This window comes from Rhizobium sp. 05L419, assembly GCF_056397845.1.
This window is the reverse complement of record NZ_JBFTOF010000003.1, coordinates 36465-57296: the sequence shown is the minus strand read 5'-3', so window position 1 is coordinate 57296 and position 20832 is coordinate 36465. Positions and strand designations below refer to the sequence as shown.

Below are 20832 nucleotides of genomic sequence, written 5' to 3'. Positions count from 1 at the left end.
TAACAAGAAGCGAAAAAGCCCGCTCCATCCAGAAGCGGGCTCGGGGGTTGATATGCGAGTTGGTCAGGGGGTATGCCGTCGCCCGCCCGATGGCTTGTAGAGCCTCGACCAAAACTCGGTTCCCCTCCTCGGTATCATCCAGGTAGCAGTAATCGTCGTCGTGAGCCCATGCGATCCACGCAGCCTTCCGCGCTGCTTCCTGAAGCGATGCGGGAACGAAGGCAACAATCTCGGCTTCCAATGCTCGCACGACAATTGCCAGCAGAAGCGGGTCAGGGCCTTCGTAGGGGCTTCCGCCAAACATCACCGCAAACTGGGTGCTGAGGGGTCGGATATAGGCGAATTCGCTGTCTCCAACGTCCTCCAATACCTGCGCAAGCTGCTTGCCTAGTGCGCGGGCTTTTTCCAGTTTTCGACGTAGTTGGCGGGGCGAGCGAGCTCTTTGCTGCGATCGACCAACGCCTGTACCGCCGTGAGCCTCGCTCTTAACTCCGCATCACTTTCCGTCTCCGTATCGCTGGGCGTCCAGCCGCTCTTGTAGATGGCGGCTTCAATATCGTCCTGCGACCGCTGGGCTACTGACGGACCCGTAATCCGGAGGGACGTGTTTGCGATGTCTGCGCTGCACTCGACCAACTCGCCGACGATGTCGGATAGAGCATCCAGTCCCCTGTAAAGCAAATGCAGACGTTCGGCATCATCCGGTGATTGCGAGATCCGCCTTTTGAGTCCCGTTATCCGACGGGCTGCGGCGCGCTTGATTGAGAGCAGTCGCAGACTTTCAAGTTCCAGGGCGTCGGCCTTGGCTGAAACGTTCATGCCTAGCGGAGTTCGCCTGCAGAAGGTTCTTGGGCCTCCGCGGCAAGACTGGAACCACATGGCCCTATGCCGGCCGGCATCTGCTGAAGTCCAAGCCAATCTGTCATCATCGAACCGATGGCGGGCAGTCAGCTTCAAAAGCCTGCCGATCTGAGAAGCGCGTGCGACATCGTGAAAATCATCGCTGAAGCAAAAGTGACGGCTACACACAGCTTTGCCGCTCGCAGGCGCTTAGTGCGCTGCCCATCCCAATCGTAGGTCATGATCTCCCCCACCCCAAATCTGGCGTATATCAGCACATCGTAAATCATGAGTCGAGCGGGAGACCGGCGAAAGGGAAGCCCGCCGCGGGGTGATGGCGGGCTTCCAGCGCTACAGGAAAACGGCCGCTTTCGGCCTTGTCCAAGAAAAGCACAACCGGCCATTTCTCGCACGTCGTCCGATAGGCGTAAGCGGGTCAACCATTCATTGAAAATCTGAAGTGTATCAATGGCGCGAAACATCAATGCCACTAGCGAAGCTGCGCTCAAGCAGTGGGAATCGTTCATCCCGTTCGTCTACGACGATGCAGACGGCAAGCCGGGCCTGAAGAAGACGCGGCTGCGCCCTGGCATGAAAGTGCGCGGCACGGCAACGCAGGCTACGGCCATACTGGACCGGACGTCTACCCCGGGGCACCGGACATCACCGAAGAGCAAGCCGTCGTCTGGCTTCGTCGTGACCTCGATCCGTGCGAGCGTGCGGTCGAAACTTCGGTGAAGGTCGATCTCACCGACAACCAGTTCGGCGCTCTCGTCATGTTCGCCTTCAATGCCGGCATCGGAGCCTTCAAGGGCTCGACGCTGCTCAAGAAGCTCAACCATGGCAACTACAATGCAGTTCCTGCCGAGTTGCCGAAGTGGAACAAGACCACGATCGACGGCAAGAAGGTGGTCAGCAACGGTCTCGTCAACCGTCGTGCGGCAGAGGCGGGACTTTGGGCCAAGGGCGGCTTCATCCAGTCCAGCGGCTCGCAAGTCCTCAAGCAAGGTGCTCCTCTGATCTCGAAGGATGCCCTTGCAGTTGGCACGGCAGCGCTCTCCGGCGGCAGCCTGCAGTTCGTGCCGACCACTGGCCCGATTGCCTATGCGCTCGGCACCATCCTTGTGGCGGCCGCCTGCGTCCTCCTCTGGAACTACATCCAGACGCGGCGGGAAGCCTGATGTTCGGGCTCGGTCTACTCGATCTCATCAAGGGCGGCGTCGGGCTCGTCCTCGGCGCGGCCATCGCCTTCTATCCTGCCAAGCTCGTTGGTCGCAGCGAAGGACGCGAAGCCGTTCGGGCAGAGGCGGCCAAAGTAGCCTTGGAACGTATCGACACCATGGAGAAGAACAATGCGAATTTCCGCAAGCTTTCGGATCGTGATCGTTGCCTTGTTTTCATGCGCGATAGCGGGCTGCCACACAGCAACTGCGATTAACGGGAGCGGATATCAATTTGTCCGCTTCCAAACTCCAGAGGCGGCGAGGGCGGCGTCGCAGGATGCATTAGCGGGGTCAGCTATCTCATCGAACAACAAGCAATGTCGTGCGGATGTAGCCTGCCGCAAGTGAGGCAATGGCCGGCTAATGGAGAGACGCTTCCGTCGCCGATGCTGGAAGGGGAGGTTCTTTGAGAAGCTCTTCGGTGGCCTTTTTCTTCCTATCTGACCGTATAAAGCGCTGCTTGATGGCCAGAGAAAAAATGGTCTGCAGTATCAGTGGATCATTCACCGCTGAATCGCCCATGGCTAGGACCGATGCCCTAACGATGGCCTTGCGCTTGGCGGTTGGTACGCGCATCAGAACAAACCGATGAAGGGCTTCATCGGTGTTGCCTTCGTAGGCGCCATCAACAAGAGCCTTGTAAACTCGACGTAGTTTTTTGTTGGCCATGCAGTCCTCCATCAAGAGGGGCAAAATCTGTCGCAAAACCGTCATATGCAACCAATCTGAGGTGGCGCCTCTCTGGAATTGCAGCCCACTCCATCATCATTCTATTCCAAGAACAGCATGCGCAGTGAAAGGGCAGAGGATTGGCAGGGGATATAGATATGAGCAGCAGCAATCAGTTTGATCCAATGGCATTCAAGCGAATGCAGATCCTGTTGGCAGCGGACGCTGGCGTCAGCGACAAGGCGATCGAAGCATCGGTGCAGACCAGCGGCTCGACCATCTACCGCACCAAAAAACGCTTTGTAGAAATCAGCCTGGAGGCGGCCCTCAGCGAAGAGCCACGCCCCGGGGCTGCTCGAAAGCTGAGCGGCAAGGACGAGGTACAACTCGTTGCTCTGGCTTGCTCGGATCCGCCCGAGGGCTGCACCCGGTGGACTTTGACGCTTCTGGCCAACGCGCTGCTGGAAGTGGTCGAACATGAAAGTATCTCACGCGAAACCATCCGCCGCAGACTGGACGACAACGACCTGAAGCCGTGGCAGAGGAAAATGTGGTGCATCGCCAAAATCGATGGCGAATATATCGCCAGGATGGAGGATCTTCTCGACCTCTACGCTGAGCCGCATGATCCTAAGCGMCCCGTCGTCTGCTTCGATGAAAGTCCGATCCAGCTCATCGGCGAAGTGCGCGTGCCTATCGTCCAGAAASCGGGAAAGCGATACCGCTACGATTCTGAATACAAGCGCAATGGCACGGCCAACCTCTTCGTTATGGTCGATGCCAATAGGTCGTGGCGCAAGGTCAAGGTCACAGATCGGCGCGCCAACGAGGACTTCGCCGTCTGCATGCGCGACCTCGTCGACGCCGATTATCCCGACGCCGACCGGGTCCGTGTGGTGATGGATAACCTRTCGACCCACACGGCCTCTGCTATTTATCAGACGTTCCAGTGAGGTTCAGGCATGGGCGCGTCGTCGAACCGATAGCGGTGCCCAAATCCGATGGATGTTCTCAATCGAGCAAGCGCGCGAAAAGATGGCTAAGTCTTATCCGACACCAGTACTCAACGAGTCAGAATCTCGGTGACGGGACACTAGAGGGCGAGCGGCACCTCGGGCTGTTGGAAAAAGGCATCAATCGACCCCTGCTCGACCGCGTCGAGGGTCGCAGGCAGCCATTTCGGATTGCGGTCCTTGTCGATGACGGCGGCTCGAATGCCTTCGTAAAAATCCGAACCCCTCAGTATCTGCAGGCAGACGCCAAACTCTCGGCGCAGGCACTCCGCCAGGTTTCTGCTCTGCTTTCCCTCGCGCAAAAGGCGCAATGCCAGCGTCAGGCTGGTTGGCGAGCGCGTCTGCAGCGCACGCTGCGTCTCGACTGCAAAATCCGAGGCTTCGCCTTGAAGAGCCAGCAGGATTTCGCTGACTTTGCTGGAGCGGAACGTCCGCTGAATCATGTCGCTGTTTTCCCTGAGAGACCCCTTGCCGGGATCATCAGAGAGGTTTTTCATAACGGCATCGACATCACGGTGACTGGCGGCGCGCGAAAGCCCGGCTAGCGTATCCACCAGCTCCGGCAGCTGAAAAGCCGAGACCTGGACATCGGCGAGGCCGGCGTAAATGACGTCCGCGGCTCCCACTTCCAGCCCGGTCAGTCCGATCCAGATACCTATTTCGCCGGGGGCGCGCGGTAACAACCACGTCGCGCCAACGTCCGGGAAATAGCCTATGCCGGTTTCAGGCATGGCGAATCTGGTGCGTTCCGTCACGACGCGATGGCGGCCGTGGGACGACAGCCCGACGCCGCCGCCCATCGTGATGCCGTCCATCAGCACGACATAAGGTTTCGGATAGGTGGCGATGCGGTGGTTGAGACGGAATTCCTCGCGCCAGAAGTTCTCCGCAGCCGGAGTGCCGTCGCGGCCGCTTTCATGCAGCGCACGAATATCGCCGCCGGCGCAGAAGCCACGCTCACCCTCGCCTGCCATGACGACTGTCGCTACGTCTGCATCTGCAGAAAAGTGGTCCAGCGCTTCGGCGATCGCCCGGACCATTCCCAGCGTCAGACTGTTCAACGCCCGTGGTCGGTTCAGGCGAATGATACCGGCAGAGCCGCGACGCTCCAGTATCACGTCGTCGACTTTGTCGTGCATTCCCGTCTCCTTGTTGCGATCACCGTCGACAGCGACGACTCCTTACCCAGGAACTTATCGCGTTCGGCCGTATAGCCGATGGCCACCGCTGGCGGAAGATACCTCAGGTTGGTCAAATCCGGCTTTTCGCACCGTCGTGCATTGCCAACGGGCTCAGAACGACGCGGCCGCCAACACTCGATGAATGCTCTGCAGATCCTCGACATTCCGGTCCATCAGGAACAACTCCCAATCGAGCGCGCTGCGAACGATCGTCTCAAGTGAATCGTGCTTCGGTGCCCAATCGAGCAGGCGATGCGCCAGCGTCGAATCGGCAACGACACTCGCAGCGTCGCCGGGGCGCCTCGGGGCCATGTGTATCTTGAAGGAATGCCCGTGCAGGCGGGTCACCATGTTGAGCACATCGAGCACGGAGTAACCGGCACCATATCCGCAGTTGGCAACCAGCGAGCCGCGCCCCCGGCGCAGATGCTGTAAGGCTTTCAGGTGCGCCGCGGCAAGGTCGCTGACATGGATGTAGTCACGCACGCCCGTACCATCATGCGTCGGATAGTCTATGCCATAGACATTGACGCCGTCGCGCCTGCCCAGCGCTGCCTCGCAGGCCACCTTGATCAGATGCGTGGCACCCGTGGTCGACTGTCCGGCACGGCCTTCTGGGTCGGCCCCGGCCACATTGAAGTATCGAAGCGCCACATAGTTGAAGTCATAGGCGGCAGCGGCATCGCGGAGCATGAACTCGGTCATCAGCTTCGACTGGCCATAGGGGTTTTCCGGATTGAGCGAGGCGTCTTCCCTGACCGGATCGGATGTCTTCTGCGGGCCGTAGACGGCGGCCGTCGACGAGAAGACGAAGTGACGAACGCCGGCATCAATCGCCGCGCTCATCAGCGCGCGCGTCTTTCCGGAATTGTTGTCGTAGTAAGAAAGCGGATCGGAGACCGAGGCGGGCACGACGGCCGAGCCGGCGAAGTGGATGATGGCCTCGATGTCGTTCTCGATGAAGATCGTCTTCAGCACATCCGCATCGGCGACGTCGCCAAGGTAAAACCGCGCGCCGGGTGCGACGGCCCAGCGAAAGCCAGTGGAAAGGCGATCGAGAACGACGACATCCTCGCCGGCGTCGAGCAGCGTCCAGACCATGTGGCTTCCGATATAGCCCGCTCCGCCGGTGACCAAAATTGCCATGTCCCGTATTCCCCGCGTCATCTCACGGGGACATGTGAAGCTGTTTTCCTTTCTGAATTTCTTATTGGAGGCCCGTCCGAAGGCTTCATGCCCTGTATGTTTGGAAACGTGGTTAGATGCAGCTTTCGCACTTCGCTACAATTTTATCGACGCGTCATTTCGGGCAGAAAATTCCACCCGAACGCCGACCCATGCGGCGTCTCAAGCTTCTAGAGCTTGAGGATGTAATCGCAGAGCCGGTTTGCCGCGGTCTCTATCTGCGCAGGATTGCGCAGGAAACAGGCACGCAGAAACAGCTCGCCACCGGGCCCGAATGCCGTCCCGGGGGCAAGACCGACACCTGTCTTGTCCACGATGTCGATCGCCGCCTTGCGGCTGTCAGTCACGCCGTCGATCTTGAGAAACGCATAGAGCGCGCCATCCGGCTTGAGGGTTTCGACGCGGTTGGTTGCAATCAGCGCATCGCAGAGAATGTCACGGGAGCGCTGCGCCTTGTCGATGTTCGCCTGCACGAAGGCGTCGCCCTCGTTCAGCGCCGCAACCGCGCCCTTCTGCATGAACTGAGCAACACCCGATGTCGAATACTGGATGAGGTTTTCAAGCACCTGGCCTGTCTGGGGCGGCGCCACGATCCAGCCCACACGCCAGCCGGTCATCGACCAGTTCTTCGAGAAGGAATTGACGAACATCACCTTGTCGTCGGCATCCATCACATCGAGGAACGAGGGCGCACGGCCGCCGGGATAATAGTAGCGGGCATAGATCTCGTCCGCCATGATCCAGAGATCGTGCTTCTTCGCCAGCGCGAGAATGGCGGCAAGGTCCTGTTTGGTAGCGGTCCAGCCCGTGGGATTGGATGGCGTGTTGATGAACAGAGCCTTGGTCTTCGGCGTGATCGCCGCTTCGACACGATCGAGATCGATCGCCCACTTGCCGCCTTCGAATTCGAGCTGCACGCCGACCGAACGGGCGCCTGCGATCTCGAGTGCCGCGGCGATGTTGGGCCATGCGGGCGTCAGATAGAGAAGCTCGTCGCCGGGCGAGGTTAACGCCTGCACGGCGATCTGGATCGCCTGCATACCTGAGCCGGTGACGAAGAAGTGCTCGACCGGCAGGCCTACTCCGAAATGTCGGGCGTAGTAGTGCGACAGCGCCTGGCGAAGCTCGGGAATGCCGCGCTGATAGGTGTAAAAGGTTTCGCCTGCAGCCAGTGCGTCCATGGCTGCCCTGTTGATGAAATCCGGGCTCGGCAGATCGCCCTCGCCGACCCAAAGAGGCACAAGGCCATCGCGGCCACGGGCATAGTTGACGACTTCGACGATCCCGCTTTCAGGCGCAGACACGGCGCGCGGGCTGAGGCTATTCACAATCGACATGCATCACTCCGGTTTTCGCCTTCATAAATCAAATATGAGGCCAAATCCCATGACAATCGGTGATACGATATCGATTTCCGTGATGAATGAGCCCGGCCAGGCCGGCAGGGCTCATCAATTCGATCAGACCGCCGGGCGCCTGGCCAGCAGATCACGAATTTCCGTGAGAAGGGCAACATCTGCCGCGGGCGCCGCAACCTCTTCCGAAGCAGCCTTCTTTTGTCTCTCCACCTGCTTCTGAAGCGTGTTTACACCCTTCACCATCAAGAAGATGATCCAGGCGAGGATCATGAAATTGATCAGAACGGTGATGAAGCTACCGTAGGCGAGGACAGCGCCCTGTTGGCGGGCCGCAGCCAGGGTCGGCGCGTTGACGTTGGACGACAGACCGACGAAATAGTTTGAAAAGTCGAAGCCGCCGAAGATGGCACCAACAATCGGCATGATGATATCGTCGACCAGCGATCTGACGATGCCGCCGAAGGCGCCGCCGATGATCACACCGACGGCAAGGTCCATGACATTGCCGCGAGCAATAAACGCTTTGAACTCATTGAGCATCCGATCCGTCTCCCTCTGGTGCAATCTTGCTGACAGGCCATTGTTTTTATTAGCTACATCTTCGATGCGAATATTCAATTACAAATTACAGATTTCGCCCATCCTGCGCCTCTTTGACTTAAGGCCTAGATGCCGCCCAATTTCCAAAGCGCTGCAATTGCCGTAGTCTTCAAACCGTCCGGGATAGCCGCCGCGCAGGCACCGTAGGAGGGTCAATGCTGCCAGGCTGGGTCATAGTCGCATCCGCGTTCGGCTACCTGCTGCTACTTTTTGCCGTGGCAAGCCACGGTGATAGGCGGCGCAGGCGCTGCGGCGTGCCCAGAGACGGCCGACCGGCCGTCTATGCGCTAAGCCTTGCCATCTATTGCACATCCTGGACCTACTTTGGCGGCGTCGGGCTCGCCTCACAGCGCGGGCTCGAGTTCACCGGCATCTATATCGGCCCAATCCTTGTCTTCACGCTCGGCATGCCTGTCCTTCGGCGGATCATCGAGCTTGCCAAGGCCGAGAAACTCACCTCCGTCGCCGATTTCGTCTCTGCGCGCTACGGCAAGAATTCGGCGGTCGGCACGATCGTTGCGCTGATTTCGCTTGTCGGCGCCATTCCCTACATCGCATTGCAGCTGAAATCCGTGTCGAGCACGGTGACCGCGATGCTCAATCCATCGGACTACGGCATCGGCAGCGGCAATCTCTACTTCCTCGACCTTCCACTCCTCGTCACACTGGTGCTTGCCTGTTTCGCAATCATGTTCGGCACCCGGCACACGGATGCGACCGAGCATCAGGACGGCCTGATCCTCGCCGTCGCCATGGAATCCGTGGTCAAGCTAATCGCATTTCTGACGGCAGGCGTCTGCGTCGTCTGGTTTTTGTTCGACGGGCCCGCTGATCTTTGGCATAAGGCGTCGAACAACGCGCCGGTGCTTTCAGCACTGAACTACCAGACGCCGATCAGCCGCTGGATCACCCTCACACTGCTCTCCGCCTTCGCGATCATCATGCTGCCGCGGCAATTCCATGTCACCGTGGTGGAAAACAGGACTTCAAAGGAACTCCGGCTCGCCGGCTTCCTGTTCCCGCTCTACCTCATCGCCATCAATATCTTCGTGCTGCCGATGGCGGTCGCCGGACTGCTCACCTTCGGCGGCAACGGCAATGCCGACCTTTACATGCTGTCGCTTCCAATCGCTGGCCAGATGCCCGTTGTCTCGCTGATCACGTTCATCGGCGGCTTTTCCGCCGCGACGGCTATGGTGATCGTCGCCTCTGTGGCGCTCTCCATCATGGTGTCCAACGATATCGTCATGCCGATCTTCCTGCGCCGCAAGCTCGCGGGCCGGACCGGACAGCGGGAGGACTTTGCAAAGACACTTCTCAATATCCGGCGCAGTGCGATCTTCGCCGTGCTGCTGCTCGGCTATGCCTACTATCGCTCGACCGACAGCACCACCGGCCTCGCCTCGATCGGTCTGCTCTCCTTCGCCGCCATCGCTCAGATGGCGCCATCGCTATTCGGCGGCCTGATCTGGCGGCAGGCGAATGCGCGTGGCGCAATCCTCGGCCTTACCTCGGGCTTCGTGATCTGGATCTACCTACTGTTCCTGCCCTCGCTCGGCGGCCCGGACTACTCCTCGGTTGCGAGCGCCGTGCTCGGCTTTGTCTTTCCCGGCGCGACCGTTTTCACCGCGCCCGATGCCGACCCGCTTGTCAATGCAACGGTGATGAGCATGCTCGTCAACACCGCTTTCTTCATCATCGGCTCGGTAACCCGCAACGCGCGGCCACTCGAGCGCATCCAGGCGGGCATCTTCGTCAAGCGGCAATCCAGATCGCAATTTGCGACCAAAGGCTGGAAGACCCGGATCAGCGTCGGGGATTTGAAGGCGACCATCTCGCGCTATCTCGGCGAGGAACGGATGGAGCGCTCGTTCCAGACCTACCAGCAGACCTCCGGGCGAAAGCTGGAGGACGAGCAGCCGGCAGATATGGCGCTTATCCATTTCACCGAGCAGTTGCTCGGCAGCGCCATCGGCTCGTCATCGGCGCGTCTCGTTCTGTCGCTGATCCTGCAGAAAGTAGAGGATGCTTCCGCCGATACCGCATGGCTGCTCGACCAGGCGAGCGAGGCTCTCCAGTACAACCAGGATATGCTGCAGACCGCGCTTTCACAGATGGATCAGGGGATCGCCGTCTTCGACAGTTCGAACCACCTGACGATCTGGAACCGCCGCTTCCGGCAATTGCTCGATCTTCCCGAAACCGCAGGCCAAGTCGGCTTCCCGCTGTCGGAGATCGTTGCCATACTCAGCCAGCGAGGCGATGTTGCCGCCGGCGACATCAGTCAGACCGTCCGGCATTTTCTCACTCTCGACAAGCCCTTCGCACTTGTTCTCGGTGGCGGCGAGCGCATCATCGAAGTTCGCTCTAATGCGATGCCGGACAAGGGGATCGTCGCCACTTTCACCGACATAACCCAGCGCGTCGCGGCCGACCGGGCGCTGAAGCAAGCCAACGAAACACTGGAACAGCGCGTGGCCGAGCGAACGGCCGAGCTCACCCGCGTCAACCATGAACTCGGCGAGGCGCGCGCGGTCGCCGATGAGGCCAACGTCGGCAAGACGCGCTTCTTCGCCGCCGCCGGGCACGACATCCTGCAACCGCTCAATGCGGCACGGCTGTATTCCTCAGCGCTGGTTGAACGGATGGGACAGTCGGAAAGCAGTGCCATCGTCCGCAACATCGATTCCGCATTGGAGTCTGTCGAGAGCATTCTCGGCGCGGTGCTCGACCTCTCGCGACTGGACACGGGCGCCATGCGCCCTCGCCTCGCCTCCGTCCCGCTTGCCGATCTTTTGGAGCGCATCCAGACGGATTTTGCGCCGATCGCTCGCGAAAAGAACCTGAAGCTCGTCGTCATGCCGACGTCGCTCAGGGTCCGCTCCGACCCCAACCTCCTGCGCCGTCTCGTCCAGAACCTCGTATCCAATGCCATCAAGTATACGATCAACGGCAAGGTGCTGATCGGCGCACGCCGTCGCGGCAATCAGGTGGTAATCCAGGTCATGGATTCCGGCATCGGCATACCAACATCCAAGTTCAAGACCGTGTTCAAGGAGTTCGCGCGGCTCGACGAAGGCGCCAGAACAGCTTCCGGCCTGGGGCTCGGGCTCTCGATCGTCGACCGCATAGCGCGCGTGCTCAGTCATCCCGTCGAGCTCAACTCGACCCATGGCAAGGGCACGGATTTCCGGATCGTGATGCCGCGCGACGCTTCGCGGCAGGCCGATGTGGCAACGCCCGCAGCACCGGCCGACCGGTCTGGCCAAAATCTCAAGGGGTTGAAAATCCTCTGCATCGACAATGAACCACATATACTCGACGGGATGCAATTGCTGATCGGCGGYTGGGGCTGCGATGTTCAATTGGCGGATTCGCTTGCCGCAGTAGCCCGGCTCGACAGCCGCCAGCGAGCGCCCGATCTCATCATCGCCGACTACCATCTTGGCGACGGCACAGGTGTTGCCGCCATCCTTGCCGCACGCGCGCATTTTGCATCATATGTACCCGGGCTGATCGTCACCGCGGACCGCACGCCGGAGGTTCGCGCCGAGGCGGAGCGTCACGCGATCGGCATCCAACACAAACCCGTGCGGCCTGCCGCGCTTCGGGCCTACATCATCCAGATTTCCGCGCAGAAGCGCGCTGCGGCGGAGTAGCGACGCTTTCTCCGTGCATGACACCAGCCACGAGATCGCGCACGTAGTCTGCAGTCGGCTCGTCGCCGAAAAGGATGCGGTATAGAATCGGCGCCACCACGCCATCGATCACAGCGTCGACAGGCGGGAAGGCCTCACCCCGGCTTTGCGCCCGCTCGCCGATCAGTTCCATCTGCTGTCGGGTGAATGCATAGCATTTGCAGGCATTCGCATTGCCCTGTGCGGCAAGCACGTCGCGGATCATCTCGCGGCCGATGTCCGACGACATCTCCTCGGCATACTGCTCGGCCCATGCTTCAAGGTCGTCCTTGCCGGTGCCGGTATCCACCGGCTGCATGTCGGGGCGCAGACGTTCGACGGCGACGTCGGCAAGCAGTTCCTGAAGATCGCCCCATCGGCGATAGATCGTGGACGGGGTCACGCCGGCTTCGGCCGCGATCAGCGGGATCGTCACCTCGGCGCGATCCGTCGACTTCAGCAACGCCCGAACGGCCTTATGCACCGATGCCTGGACCCTGGCGCTGCGCCCGCCGGGGCGAAGATTTTCTTTTGCCGCCATTGCAAACACCTGACCTTTTCTTCCCGGTGCGTCATGGTTCAAAATCATTGACCCATCTGTTAACGCAAATTATTTGCTTTTATGCCGCATCCCGCCTACATGAGGCTAACGCAATGATTTAGCTTTAAGAGGCTTATATATGTTCGGTGCCCGCGAATCCATAGAGACAAAGCCAAATCCCATACACTTCCACGCAGTGACGCTCGCGACATTCTTCGGCGCGTCTGCCGCGCCGACTCCGCTCTATCGGATCTATCAGGAGAACTTTGCCGTTTCTCCCGTCCTGATCACGGTCATCTTCGCGGTCTATGCCTTCGCGCTTCTCTGTGCGCTGCTGGTTGCAGGCTCGATCTCCGACCATCTCGGACGCAAGCCGGTGATCTTCTCTGCGCTGGTCCTGGAGATCATCGCCATGGCGCTATTCGTGGTTGCAAGCGGACCGGGCTGGCTGATCGCGGCGCGGATCGTGCAGGGGTTGGCGACCGGCATTGCCGGCGCTTCCATCGGGGCGGCGCTTGTCGATGTCGACCGTGCGAAGGGACAGCTCGTCAACTCCATAGCACCGCTTTCGGGCATGGCGATCGGCGCGTTCGGCACCAGTGCGCTGATCCAGTACGGCCCATTTCCGCTGCATCTCGTCTATGCAATCCTGCTGGTTGCATTCATCATCCAGGCGGCAGCGATCTGGGCGACCGGCGAGACCGGCGGAACGCGGCCCGGCGTATGGGGATCGCTGAAGCCGCGCATTGCGATACCGCCTCAGGTCAGGCGTTCACTCCTGCTGGTAACGCCGATCAACATTGCCAACTGGACGCTCGGCGGCTTCTATCTATCGCTGGTGCCCTCCCTGGTGGTGAGCACCACGCGGAACCATGCACCACTCACGGGCGGATCCGTGGTCACCGCGCTCATGGTGGCAGGCGCCACCGCCGTCTATCTCAGGCGCAGCAAGTCCGCGACGGCAAACCTTGGCTTTGGAACGCTCGCGACCACGCTCGGCATCCTGACGGTCGTTGCCGGTGTCCATCTCGCCAGCATGCCGCTGCTGCTAGCCGGAACGGTTCTGACCGGCGTCGGCTTCGGCACCAATTTCCTCGGATCCATCGGAACGATCATGCCGCTCGCCAAGGCCGACGAAAGAGCCGAGCTGCTCTCCGCCTTCTACATCCAGAGCTATCTCGCGTTCAGCCTGCCAGCGATCCTTGCAGGCTTCCTGGCGAAATCGCTCGGCTACCAGCTGACCGCCGACATCTACGCAACGGCGATCATTCTGGTCACGGGCGCCGGCTTGCTCGGCCTTCTGGCCGAGCGGGCGAAGGCAACGCGCGTGGCAGCCTGAGGCTCACAATCCGGCCGGAATGACGCGCGTCTCATGACGGCGGCGATGGAGCGCGCACGACAAAAACGAAAAAAGGCCGGGCAAACCCGACCTTCCCTTCCATCTCAACGAACTGTGCCAGTACATCCGTGGTCACAGGTCGGAGATGATATTCTCTAGCCTCTGGGGCTTAGATAGCCTGCAGGCGATCTGCCGACATCTTGCCGGAACGCTTGTCAGCCACGAGCTCGTAGGACAGCTTCTGGCCGTCCGTGAGGTCGCGCATGCCAGCGCGTTCAACTGCAGAGATGTGAACAAAAACGTCGGCAGCGCCGTCGTCAGGCTGAATGAAGCCGAAGCCCTTGGTTGCGTTGAACCACTTAACTGTACCTGTGCTCATGACGATATCCTTTTCAAATCGTACATAGAATATACACGCCGGCCAAAACCGAAGTGCGATGAAGACCGATTTTGGAGGAAGTTCGCCAGGAACGGCACGAGTGGCCGAAACAAAGTCCATCTAGCAAGATCGATGGCGAGCTTTTACTCGGAAATTGTGTCCAACGCAAGGCGCTTTTGGCAAGTCGTGCCGCTTGCGTTTCTTCATCCCAAAAAGGACGTGCAAAGCCCGGAACGGCCCCCATCGCATGCGTCGCCGGCCGGCTCTGCTGGCGCGGCTTGGAACAACCGCCGGGGCCGCGCGGGCTGTTGTAGGTCAATTGCGCCCGCGAAGGCCCGAAGGCAGCCTACGCTGCCTCCTTCGCCCCCGCATACGGATCAAACCGCCCGTAGAAGGTTTCACCCTTCGCGGCCATATCCTTCAAGAGCGCCGTCGCCTCGAAGTGCTGCCCGTACGAGGCCGCCAGCTTTCCGCAAAGCGCGACGAAGGTATTTACGCCCATGCCGTCGATGTAGGAGAGCACGCCGCCGGTGTAGGGCGCGAACCCGAAGCCGAGGATGGAGCCGACGTCGGCCTCTCGGGGGTCGGTGACGATGCCTTCCTCGATGGTACGGGCGGCTTCCAGCGCGATCGTGACGAGGAAGCGCTGTTTGAGGACAGCGACGTCGATGTCATCGGCCTTCTTCTGCGGATAGAAGGTCTTGAGCTCGGGCCAAAGGGACTTCTTCGCCGGTTTCGCCGGGTAGTCGTAGAACCCCTTGCCGTTCTTGCGGCCGCGACGGTCGAGGTCATCGACCATCCTGTTGATCAGCGCAAGGTGCTTTAGATCGACGGCGGCTTCGCCGAGATCGGCGACGGTTGCCTTGAGGATCTTCTGGCTAAGATCGATCGCCACCTCATCGTTCAGCGACAGCGGGCCGACCGGCATCCCGGCCATCTTGGCGGCATTTTCTATCATCGCGGCTGGCACGCCTTCGATCAGCATGTCGTAGGCTTCGTGGATGTAGCGGAAGACGCAGCGGTTGACGAAGAAGCCGCGGGTGTCATTGACGACGATCGGCGTCTTCTTGATGGCCGCGACGTAGTCGAGCGCGACAGCGAGTGCCTTGTCGCCGGTCTCCTTGCCGAGGATAACCTCCGTCAGCATCATCTTTTCGACCGGGGAGAAGAAGTGCACGCCGATGAAATCGACCGGACGCCTGGAATTCTTCGCAAGGCCGGAGATCGGCAGCGTCGAGGTATTGGAGGCAAAGACCGCGCCCTCCGGCAGAACCGCTTCGACAGCTTCGATGACGGCCTTCTTCACTTCGCGATCCTCGAACACCGCTTCGATGACCAGGCCGACGTCCTTGAGATCCTTGTACTCGGCCGACGGGGTGATGCGGGACAGGAGTGCGGTGCCTTCCTCCTGCGTAAGGCGTCCCTTACTGATAGAATCCTTCACCAGACCTTCGGAGACGGATTTGCCCTTGGTTGCCGCTTCGATGTCGCGGTCAACGAGGGTGACGGGAATGCCGGCGGCAGCGGTGACATAGGCGATCGAAGCGCCCATGAAACCGGCGCCGACGACCCCCACTTTCTTGAACTCCGTCTTGGGAATGCCGGGCGGGCGGCGAGCGCCCTTACCTAGCTCCTGCAGGGAGATGAACAGCGATCGGATCATCGAAAAGGCTTCGGTGGTCTGCAGCACCTCAGTGAAATAGCGCTGTTCGATCTTGAGGGCGGTATCGAAGGGCACCTGCAGGCCCTCGTAGACGCATTTCAGGATCGCCAGGGCGCCGGGATAATTGCCCGCCGTCTCGCGGCGCAGGATGGCTGGGGCGGCCGGCCAGAGTTGGGCCGACGCCGGCGTCCAGATGCCGCCGCCGGGCGCCTTGAACCCTCTTTCGTCCCAGGGGGCGACGGGCTTCAGGCCATCCTTGATCATCTGCTTGGCGGCCGGGATCAACTGATCCGGCTCGACCACCTGATGCACGAGGTTCATCGCCTTGGCGCGTGCAGCCGTCAGGGACTGGCCGGTCGTCATCATCTGCAGGGCCGACTGGGCGTCTGCAAGGCGCGAGACACGCTGCGTCCCGCCGGCACCAGGGAAGATGCCGACCTTGACCTCGGGAAGCGCGATCTTGACGCTCTTCGCATTCGAGGCGACGCGGCCATGGCAGGCGAGCGACATCTCCAGCGCGCCGCCCATGCAGGTGCCGTTAATGGCAGAAACCCACGGCTTGGCCGATGTTTCCAGCTTGCGGAAAAGGCCGGTCATGCGGCCGACGAGATCGAACAGCTTCTGGGCGGCGTTGGCCGGATCCCTGAGCTTCTCTTCATTGTAGAAGGTGAACATCGATTTGATCATCGAAAGATCGGCTCCACCGGAGAAGGTGGACTTGCCCGAGGTGACGACCACGCCCTTGACGGCGCTGTCGGCAACCATCTGATCGATGATCGCGTTCAGCTCGTCCATCACTTCCGACGTGAAGACGTTCATGGACTTGCCGGGCATGTCCCAGGTGACGAGGGCGATGCCGTCAGCGTCGGTTTTGACGGTAAAATTGGTGTAGGTGCTCATAGGGGATTCCTCTTCCCTGAATTCTTTAACTTACCTTAGTGGCCGGGCAATTCCCTTGCTACGTCATGGTCGGGCCTGACCCGACCATCCACTGCCTAGGCTGTAGATCCTCGGGTCAAGCCCGAGTATGACGAAGGTGGGCGAACCGTCGCCGCAAGCGAACTCCGGCCTAGGCTCTCTCGATAACGGTTGCCGTGCCCATACCGGCGCCGATGCACAGGGTGACCAGCGCGGTGTTGAGGTCCCGGCGTTCCAGTTCGTCCAGCACCGTTCCGAGGATCATCGCGCCGGTGGCGCCGAGCGGGTGGCCCATGGCGATCGCGCCGCCGTTGACGTTGATCTGGTCGTGCGGGATTCCGAAGGCCTGCATGTAGCGCAACACCACGGCCGCGAAGGCTTCGTTGAGCTCGAAGAGGTCGATGTCGTCAAGCGTCATGCCCGTGCGCTTCAAAAGCTTCTCGGTGACGTCGACCGGTCCGGTCAGCATCAGCGCCGGATCGGAGCCGATGTTGGCGAAGGCCTTGATGCGGCCGCGGGGCTTCAGGCCCATGCTTTCACCGCCAGCCCGGGAGCCGAGCAGGACAGCCGCCGCGCCATCTACGATGCCGGAGGAGTTGCCGGCGTGATGCACATAGTTGATGCGCTCGATCTCCGGATGGGCCTGGATGCCAACGGCTTCGAAGCCGCCCATCTCGCCGGGCATCTGAAAGGAGGCGTTGAGCGATGCCAGCGCCTGCATGTCGGTGCCGGGGCGCATGTGCTCGTCATGAGCAAGGATCGTCAGGCCGTTCTGGTCCTTTACCGGGACAACCGAGTTCTTGAAGTAACCCTTTTCCCAGGCATTGGCAGCACGCTTCTGGCTTTCGACGGCATAGGCATCGACGTCGTCGCGGGAGAAACCATACTTGGTGGCGATGAGGTCGGCTGAAACGCCCTGCGGCATGAAATAGGCCGGGAAGTTGACCGAGGGGTCCATGAACCAGGCGCCGCCGGACATGCCGAGACCGACACGGGACATGCTTTCGACGCCGCCGGCGATCACGATGTCATCTGCCCCCTGGGCAATCTTGCCGGCCGCGAAATTCACAGCGTCGAGGCCGGACGCGCAGAAGCGCGAGATCTGCATGCCGGGGGCCCTGGTGGAATAGCCTGCTTCGAACGCAGCGGCTTTCGGAATAACGGCGCCGGCATCCATAACGGGATCGACGCAGCCCATGATGATGTCATCGACGGTGGACGTGTCGAGGCCATTGCGGTCGCGGATCGCCTCGAGGGTCTTGGCGGCGAGGCGCACCGACGGCACCTCGTGCAGCGAGCCGTCCTTCTTTCCCCGGCCGCGCGGCGTGCGGACGTGATCGTAAATGAAAACCTCGGTCATTGTCTCGTCTCCCTATCGGCAGTGACGCCGGTGAATTCTGTGCCTCTTCTCTTCTCCCCGCCGGGGAGAAGAGAGTTCTGATCAGAACGCGTCGGCGGCCAGCGTCATCATCGTTTCCGCGCCGGTCTCGATGCGGACCTTGCGCAACGTCGTCTCCGGCATGATGCGTTCCATGAAGAACCGCGCGGTTATCAACTTGTTGCGGAGATAGCTCTCCCGCTCCACGTCGCCGCTCGCCAGGCCATCCTCGGCAGCCTTCGCCATCTTCGCCCACATGTAGCCGAGAATGACGAGACCGAAGAGATGCATGTAGTCCGTCGAGCCGGCGCCGGCATTGTCAGGCTTGGCCATCGCATGCTGCATGAACCACATGGTCGCCGCCTGCACGTCGTTCAAGCCCTTCTTGAGGTTCTTGGTGAAGAAGCTCATCTGCTCGTCGTTGCGATTTTCCTCGCAGAAATCGCCGATCTCCTTGAACAGCGCCATGACGGCGCGGCCCCCGTTCTGGCCGAGCTTGCGGCCGACGAGATCGAGCGCCTGGATGCCGTTGGCACCTTCGTAGATCATCGCGATGCGGGCATCGCGGACATATTGGCTCATGCCGTGCTCTTCGATATAGCCGTGGCCGCCATAGACCTGTTGGGCCATAACCGCATGGTCAAAGCCCTTGTCCGTCAGTACGCCCTTGAGGATCGGCGTGACGAGGCCAAGGATATCGTCGGCAGTCTGCCTTTCCTTCTCGTCCGCCGAGCGGTGGGCGATGTCGGATTTCAGCGCGGTCCACAGCAGGAAGGCGCGGCTGGCCTCGTTGAAGGCGCGGATGGTCATCAACGCGCGGCGAATATCGGGATGGACGATTATCGGATCGGCCTTCATGTCCGGCGCCTTCGGGCCGGAGAGCGAACGGCCCTGGATGCGTTCGCGCGCATAGTTCGCCGCATTCTGGTAGGCGATTTCGGAGATTGCCAGGCCCTGCAGACCGACGCTGAGACGTGCCTCGTTCATCATCACGAACATGGCGTTGAGCCCCCGGTTCTCCGCGCCGATGAGAAAGCCGGTCGCCTCGTCGTAGTTCATGACGCAGGTGGCGTTGCCGTGGATGCCCATCTTGCCCTCGAGCGCGCCGCAGGAAACAGCGTTGCGCGCGCAGGACGTTCCATCTTTGCCAACCATGAATTTCGGCACGATGAAGAGCGAAATGCCCTTGGTCCCCTCGGGCGCACCCTCGATGCGGGCGAGAACCAGATGGACGATATTGCCGGTCATGTCGTGCTCGCCGGCGGAGATGAATATCTTCTGACCCGAGATCTTATAGCTGCCATCGGCCTGCGGCACCGCCTTGGTGCGCAGGAGGCCGAGATCGGTGCCGCAATGCGGCTCCGTCAGGTTCATGGTGCCTGACCATTCGCCTGAGACCATCTTCGGCAGATAGGTCTTCTTCTGCTCGGCAGAGCCATGCACGATGATCGCGGCAATCGCGCCCTGCGTCAGGCCCGGATACATCATCAGCGACATGTTGGCGGCCGAGGTATATTCGCCGACAGCGGCATGCAGCGTATAGGGAAGGCCCTGGCCGCCGAATTCCTCGGGAACCGCAAGACCGGTCCAGCCACCTTGGCAATAGCCGTCATAGGCTTCCTTGAAGCCCTTCGGCGCCGAGACCGAACCGTCCTCGTGACGAACGCAACCTTCCTGGTCGCCGGAATAGTTGAGTGGGAAAAGCACTTCCTCGGCTACCTTGCCTGCCTCGCCGAGAATGGCCTCGATCATGTCAGGCGTTGCGTCGGCAAAGCCGGGCAGATTGTTGTAACGTTCCAGACCCAACACGTCGTTCAGGACGAAGAGCGTGTCGTTAACCGGGGCCTTGTAGACTGGCATCGTTCGAATTCCTCCAATTCGGCACGCCGGACGACACCGGCATTTGAAAGTTTCTTACAAAATATTGACGTTTGCGTAAACGTCAAATTTTATGTCGCCGCAGTTTTGTGAGCGGATTTTCCGACCCGATTGTCGGAAGCGATCGACTGGGAACGTCCTGGGGCTGCCACACATGTCTTCAGGACACTAAGGAGGAGGCACCCCGATGTCCAAGATCAGTTCAAATCTCTGGTTCGAGAAAGAAGCACGCCAGGCCATCGAATTCTATGTTTCCGTCGTTCCGAATTCGACCATGGGGCGATTGACGGTACTGCCAGCCGAGACGCCTAGCGGCCCTGCGGGCAGCGTCAAGATCATCGAATTCAAGCTTGCAGACCAGGAATTCACGGCTATGGAGGCGGGGCCTCTGGATGCCTTCAACCACTCCTTCTCGATCTCTGTCCAATGCGAGACGCAGGAGGAGATCGACCGGATCTGGAAGGCTTTCCTGGAAAACGGCGGTATCGAGGAACAGTGCGGCTGGCTCACGGATCGATGGGGTCTTAGCTGGCAGATCGTGCCGCGCGTGCTCATCGACATGATCTCCGATCCGGATCGCGAGCGCGCCAAGCGGGTCACCGAAGCCATGCTGGGCATGATCAAGCTCGACATCGCCAAGCTCCGGGAAGCTTATGGTTGAGACGGGAAAGTCGCCCGCAGCGGTATAGGCCTTCTTGCCATGATCCCGCGTCAGCAAGGAAAGCTTAAGATAGCACACTATGTCGTTGGCGTCCTGATATTGTGCGGTATTGTCGGCTCTTCGCTCTGGCTGGTGCGGACGAAGCGTTCCGCGTCCGATGAGACCGCCGCGCTTCGCCGCGTGCGCAGTTCGATCGTCAATCTCCTGATGAGGGTCCAGGATGCCGAAACGGGCCAGCGTGGCCTCCCGTTGGTGAACGACCCGGCTTATCTCGCCCCCTATACCAAAACACTGGAAAACCTCCCGGCGCGCAGGTAGGCTCTGATCGA

The 20832-nt window shown here is 60.5% G+C and carries 17 protein-coding genes and 1 pseudogene; 7 read left to right on the top strand and 11 right to left on the bottom strand.

What is annotated here, in order from left to right:
* Window positions 1-387 precede the first annotated feature (387 nt).
* A complete protein-coding gene (locus tag AC1DMK_RS04315; RefSeq protein WP_477857347.1) occupies window positions 388-819 on the bottom strand; it encodes a hypothetical protein in 432 nt (143 codons plus the stop codon).
* A gap of 533 nt (window positions 820-1352) precedes the next feature.
* Here AC1DMK_RS04315 and AC1DMK_RS04310 point away from each other — a divergent pair.
* Both AC1DMK_RS04310 and AC1DMK_RS04305 read left to right on the top strand, forming a co-directional pair.
* Entirely contained in the window at window positions 1353-2021 is a 669-nt protein-coding gene (locus AC1DMK_RS04310) for a lysozyme (RefSeq protein ID WP_477857345.1), read from the top strand.
* Window positions 2021-2278 (top strand): hypothetical protein, encoded by a 258-nt coding sequence (locus AC1DMK_RS04305; RefSeq protein ID WP_477857343.1) that lies wholly within the window; start codon window positions 2021-2023, stop codon window positions 2276-2278. Before AC1DMK_RS04310 ends, AC1DMK_RS04305 begins: the two co-directional genes overlap by 1 nt.
* 145 nt (window positions 2279-2423) lie before the next feature.
* Here AC1DMK_RS04305 and AC1DMK_RS04300 read toward each other — a convergent pair whose 3' ends face one another.
* A complete protein-coding gene (locus AC1DMK_RS04300) occupies window positions 2424-2732 on the bottom strand; it encodes a hypothetical protein (RefSeq protein WP_477857341.1) in 309 nt (102 codons plus the stop codon).
* A gap of 194 nt (window positions 2733-2926) precedes the next feature.
* Here AC1DMK_RS04300 and AC1DMK_RS04295 point away from each other — a divergent pair.
* Window positions 2927-3818: pseudogene (locus tag AC1DMK_RS04295) on the top strand (IS630 family transposase); the annotation flags it as partial.
* Window positions 3819-3825: 7 nt separating this feature from the next.
* On the opposite strand, the gene AC1DMK_RS04290 reads toward AC1DMK_RS04295, so the two are convergent.
* The 4 genes from AC1DMK_RS04290 to mscL all read right to left on the bottom strand — a co-directional run bounded on the left by AC1DMK_RS04290 (window position 3826) and on the right by mscL (window position 8009).
* Complete coding sequence (locus AC1DMK_RS04290) at window positions 3826-4884, bottom strand: enoyl-CoA hydratase/isomerase family protein (RefSeq protein WP_477857339.1); 1059 nt, start codon at window positions 4882-4884, stop codon at window positions 3826-3828.
* A gap of 153 nt (window positions 4885-5037) precedes the next feature.
* The gene (gene galE, locus AC1DMK_RS04285; protein WP_477857337.1) at window positions 5038-6072 is read right to left on the bottom strand and encodes a UDP-glucose 4-epimerase GalE; all 1035 of its coding nucleotides are present in this window, start codon (window positions 6070-6072) and stop codon (window positions 5038-5040) included.
* 209 nt (window positions 6073-6281) lie between these two features.
* Window positions 6282-7448: a pyridoxal phosphate-dependent aminotransferase gene (locus tag AC1DMK_RS04280; protein ID WP_037060794.1), complete on the bottom strand. Its 1167-nt coding sequence runs from the start codon at window positions 7446-7448 to the stop codon at window positions 6282-6284.
* Between the two features lie 123 nt (window positions 7449-7571).
* Window positions 7572-8009: a large conductance mechanosensitive channel protein MscL gene (gene mscL / locus AC1DMK_RS04275; protein WP_037060792.1), complete on the bottom strand. Its 438-nt coding sequence runs from the start codon at window positions 8007-8009 to the stop codon at window positions 7572-7574.
* Between the two features lie 215 nt (window positions 8010-8224).
* On the opposite strand from mscL, the gene AC1DMK_RS04270 reads away from it, so the two are divergent.
* A complete protein-coding gene (locus AC1DMK_RS04270) occupies window positions 8225-11728 on the top strand; it encodes a PAS domain-containing hybrid sensor histidine kinase/response regulator (RefSeq protein WP_477857334.1) in 3504 nt (1167 codons plus the stop codon).
* Here the strand turns inward: AC1DMK_RS04270 and AC1DMK_RS04265 are convergent.
* Window positions 11688-12287, bottom strand: a complete 600-nt coding sequence (locus tag AC1DMK_RS04265) for a TetR/AcrR family transcriptional regulator (protein ID WP_477857332.1) — start codon at window positions 12285-12287, stop codon at window positions 11688-11690. The genes AC1DMK_RS04270 and AC1DMK_RS04265 overlap by 41 nt on opposite strands.
* A gap of 139 nt (window positions 12288-12426) precedes the next feature.
* Here AC1DMK_RS04265 and AC1DMK_RS04260 point away from each other — a divergent pair, with 139 nt between their 5' ends.
* Entirely contained in the window at window positions 12427-13626 is a 1200-nt protein-coding gene (locus tag AC1DMK_RS04260) for an MFS transporter (protein WP_477857330.1), read from the top strand.
* A gap of 169 nt (window positions 13627-13795) precedes the next feature.
* Here AC1DMK_RS04260 and AC1DMK_RS04255 read toward each other — a convergent pair whose 3' ends face one another.
* The 4 genes from AC1DMK_RS04255 to AC1DMK_RS04240 all read right to left on the bottom strand — a co-directional run bounded on the left by AC1DMK_RS04255 (window position 13796) and on the right by AC1DMK_RS04240 (window position 19824).
* A complete protein-coding gene (locus tag AC1DMK_RS04255; protein ID WP_037060969.1) occupies window positions 13796-14005 on the bottom strand; it encodes a cold-shock protein in 210 nt (69 codons plus the stop codon).
* 346 nt (window positions 14006-14351) lie between these two features.
* Window positions 14352-16568, bottom strand: a complete 2217-nt coding sequence (locus AC1DMK_RS04250) for a 3-hydroxyacyl-CoA dehydrogenase NAD-binding domain-containing protein (RefSeq protein ID WP_477857327.1) — start codon at window positions 16566-16568, stop codon at window positions 14352-14354.
* Window positions 16569-16737: 169 nt separating this feature from the next.
* Window positions 16738-17946 (bottom strand): acetyl-CoA C-acetyltransferase, encoded by a 1209-nt coding sequence (locus tag AC1DMK_RS04245; protein WP_037060778.1) that lies wholly within the window; start codon window positions 17944-17946, stop codon window positions 16738-16740.
* 81 nt (window positions 17947-18027) lie between these two features.
* Window positions 18028-19824: an acyl-CoA dehydrogenase C-terminal domain-containing protein gene (locus AC1DMK_RS04240; protein ID WP_477857325.1), complete on the bottom strand. Its 1797-nt coding sequence runs from the start codon at window positions 19822-19824 to the stop codon at window positions 18028-18030.
* 205 nt (window positions 19825-20029) lie between these two features.
* Between AC1DMK_RS04240 and AC1DMK_RS04235 the strand changes: the two genes are divergently transcribed.
* Complete coding sequence (locus AC1DMK_RS04235) at window positions 20030-20503, top strand: VOC family protein (RefSeq protein WP_477857323.1); 474 nt, start codon at window positions 20030-20032, stop codon at window positions 20501-20503.
* 39 nt (window positions 20504-20542) lie between these two features.
* Window positions 20543-20821, top strand: coding sequence for a CHASE3 domain-containing protein (locus tag AC1DMK_RS04230; RefSeq protein WP_477857321.1), 279 nt, complete (start codon window positions 20543-20545; stop codon window positions 20819-20821).
* Window positions 20822-20832: the final 11 nt, after the last annotated feature.

Bases quoted from the DNA above. Each gene is read 5' to 3' on its own strand.
- AC1DMK_RS04315 (WP_477857347.1), bottom strand. From the start codon at position 819: ATGAACGTTTCAGCCAAGGCCGACGCCCTGGAACTTGAAAGTCTGCGA.
- AC1DMK_RS04305 (WP_477857343.1), top strand. From the start codon at position 2,021: ATGTTCGGGCTCGGTCTACTCGATCTCATCAAGGGCGGCGTCGGGCTC.
- AC1DMK_RS04300 (WP_477857341.1), bottom strand. From the start codon at position 2,732: ATGGCCAACAAAAAACTACGTCGAGTTTACAAGGCTCTTGTTGATGGC.
- AC1DMK_RS04290 (WP_477857339.1), bottom strand. From the start codon at position 4,884: ATGCACGACAAAGTCGACGACGTGATACTGGAGCGTCGCGGCTCTGCC.
- galE (WP_477857337.1), bottom strand. From the start codon at position 6,072: ATGGCAATTTTGGTCACCGGCGGAGCGGGCTATATCGGAAGCCACATG.
- AC1DMK_RS04280 (WP_037060794.1), bottom strand. From the start codon at position 7,448: ATGTCGATTGTGAATAGCCTCAGCCCGCGCGCCGTGTCTGCGCCTGAA.
- mscL (WP_037060792.1), bottom strand. From the start codon at position 8,009: ATGCTCAATGAGTTCAAAGCGTTTATTGCTCGCGGCAATGTCATGGAC.
- AC1DMK_RS04265 (WP_477857332.1), bottom strand. From the start codon at position 12,287: ATGGCGGCAAAAGAAAATCTTCGCCCCGGCGGGCGCAGCGCCAGGGTC.
- AC1DMK_RS04260 (WP_477857330.1), top strand. From the start codon at position 12,427: ATGTTCGGTGCCCGCGAATCCATAGAGACAAAGCCAAATCCCATACAC.
- AC1DMK_RS04255 (WP_037060969.1), bottom strand. From the start codon at position 14,005: ATGAGCACAGGTACAGTTAAGTGGTTCAACGCAACCAAGGGCTTCGGC.
- AC1DMK_RS04250 (WP_477857327.1), bottom strand. From the start codon at position 16,568: ATGAGCACCTACACCAATTTTACCGTCAAAACCGACGCTGACGGCATC.
- AC1DMK_RS04245 (WP_037060778.1), bottom strand. From the start codon at position 17,946: ATGACCGAGGTTTTCATTTACGATCACGTCCGCACGCCGCGCGGCCGG.
- AC1DMK_RS04240 (WP_477857325.1), bottom strand. From the start codon at position 19,824: ATGCCAGTCTACAAGGCCCCGGTTAACGACACGCTCTTCGTCCTGAAC.
- AC1DMK_RS04235 (WP_477857323.1), top strand. From the start codon at position 20,030: ATGTCCAAGATCAGTTCAAATCTCTGGTTCGAGAAAGAAGCACGCCAG.
- AC1DMK_RS04230 (WP_477857321.1), top strand. From the start codon at position 20,543: ATGATCCCGCGTCAGCAAGGAAAGCTTAAGATAGCACACTATGTCGTT.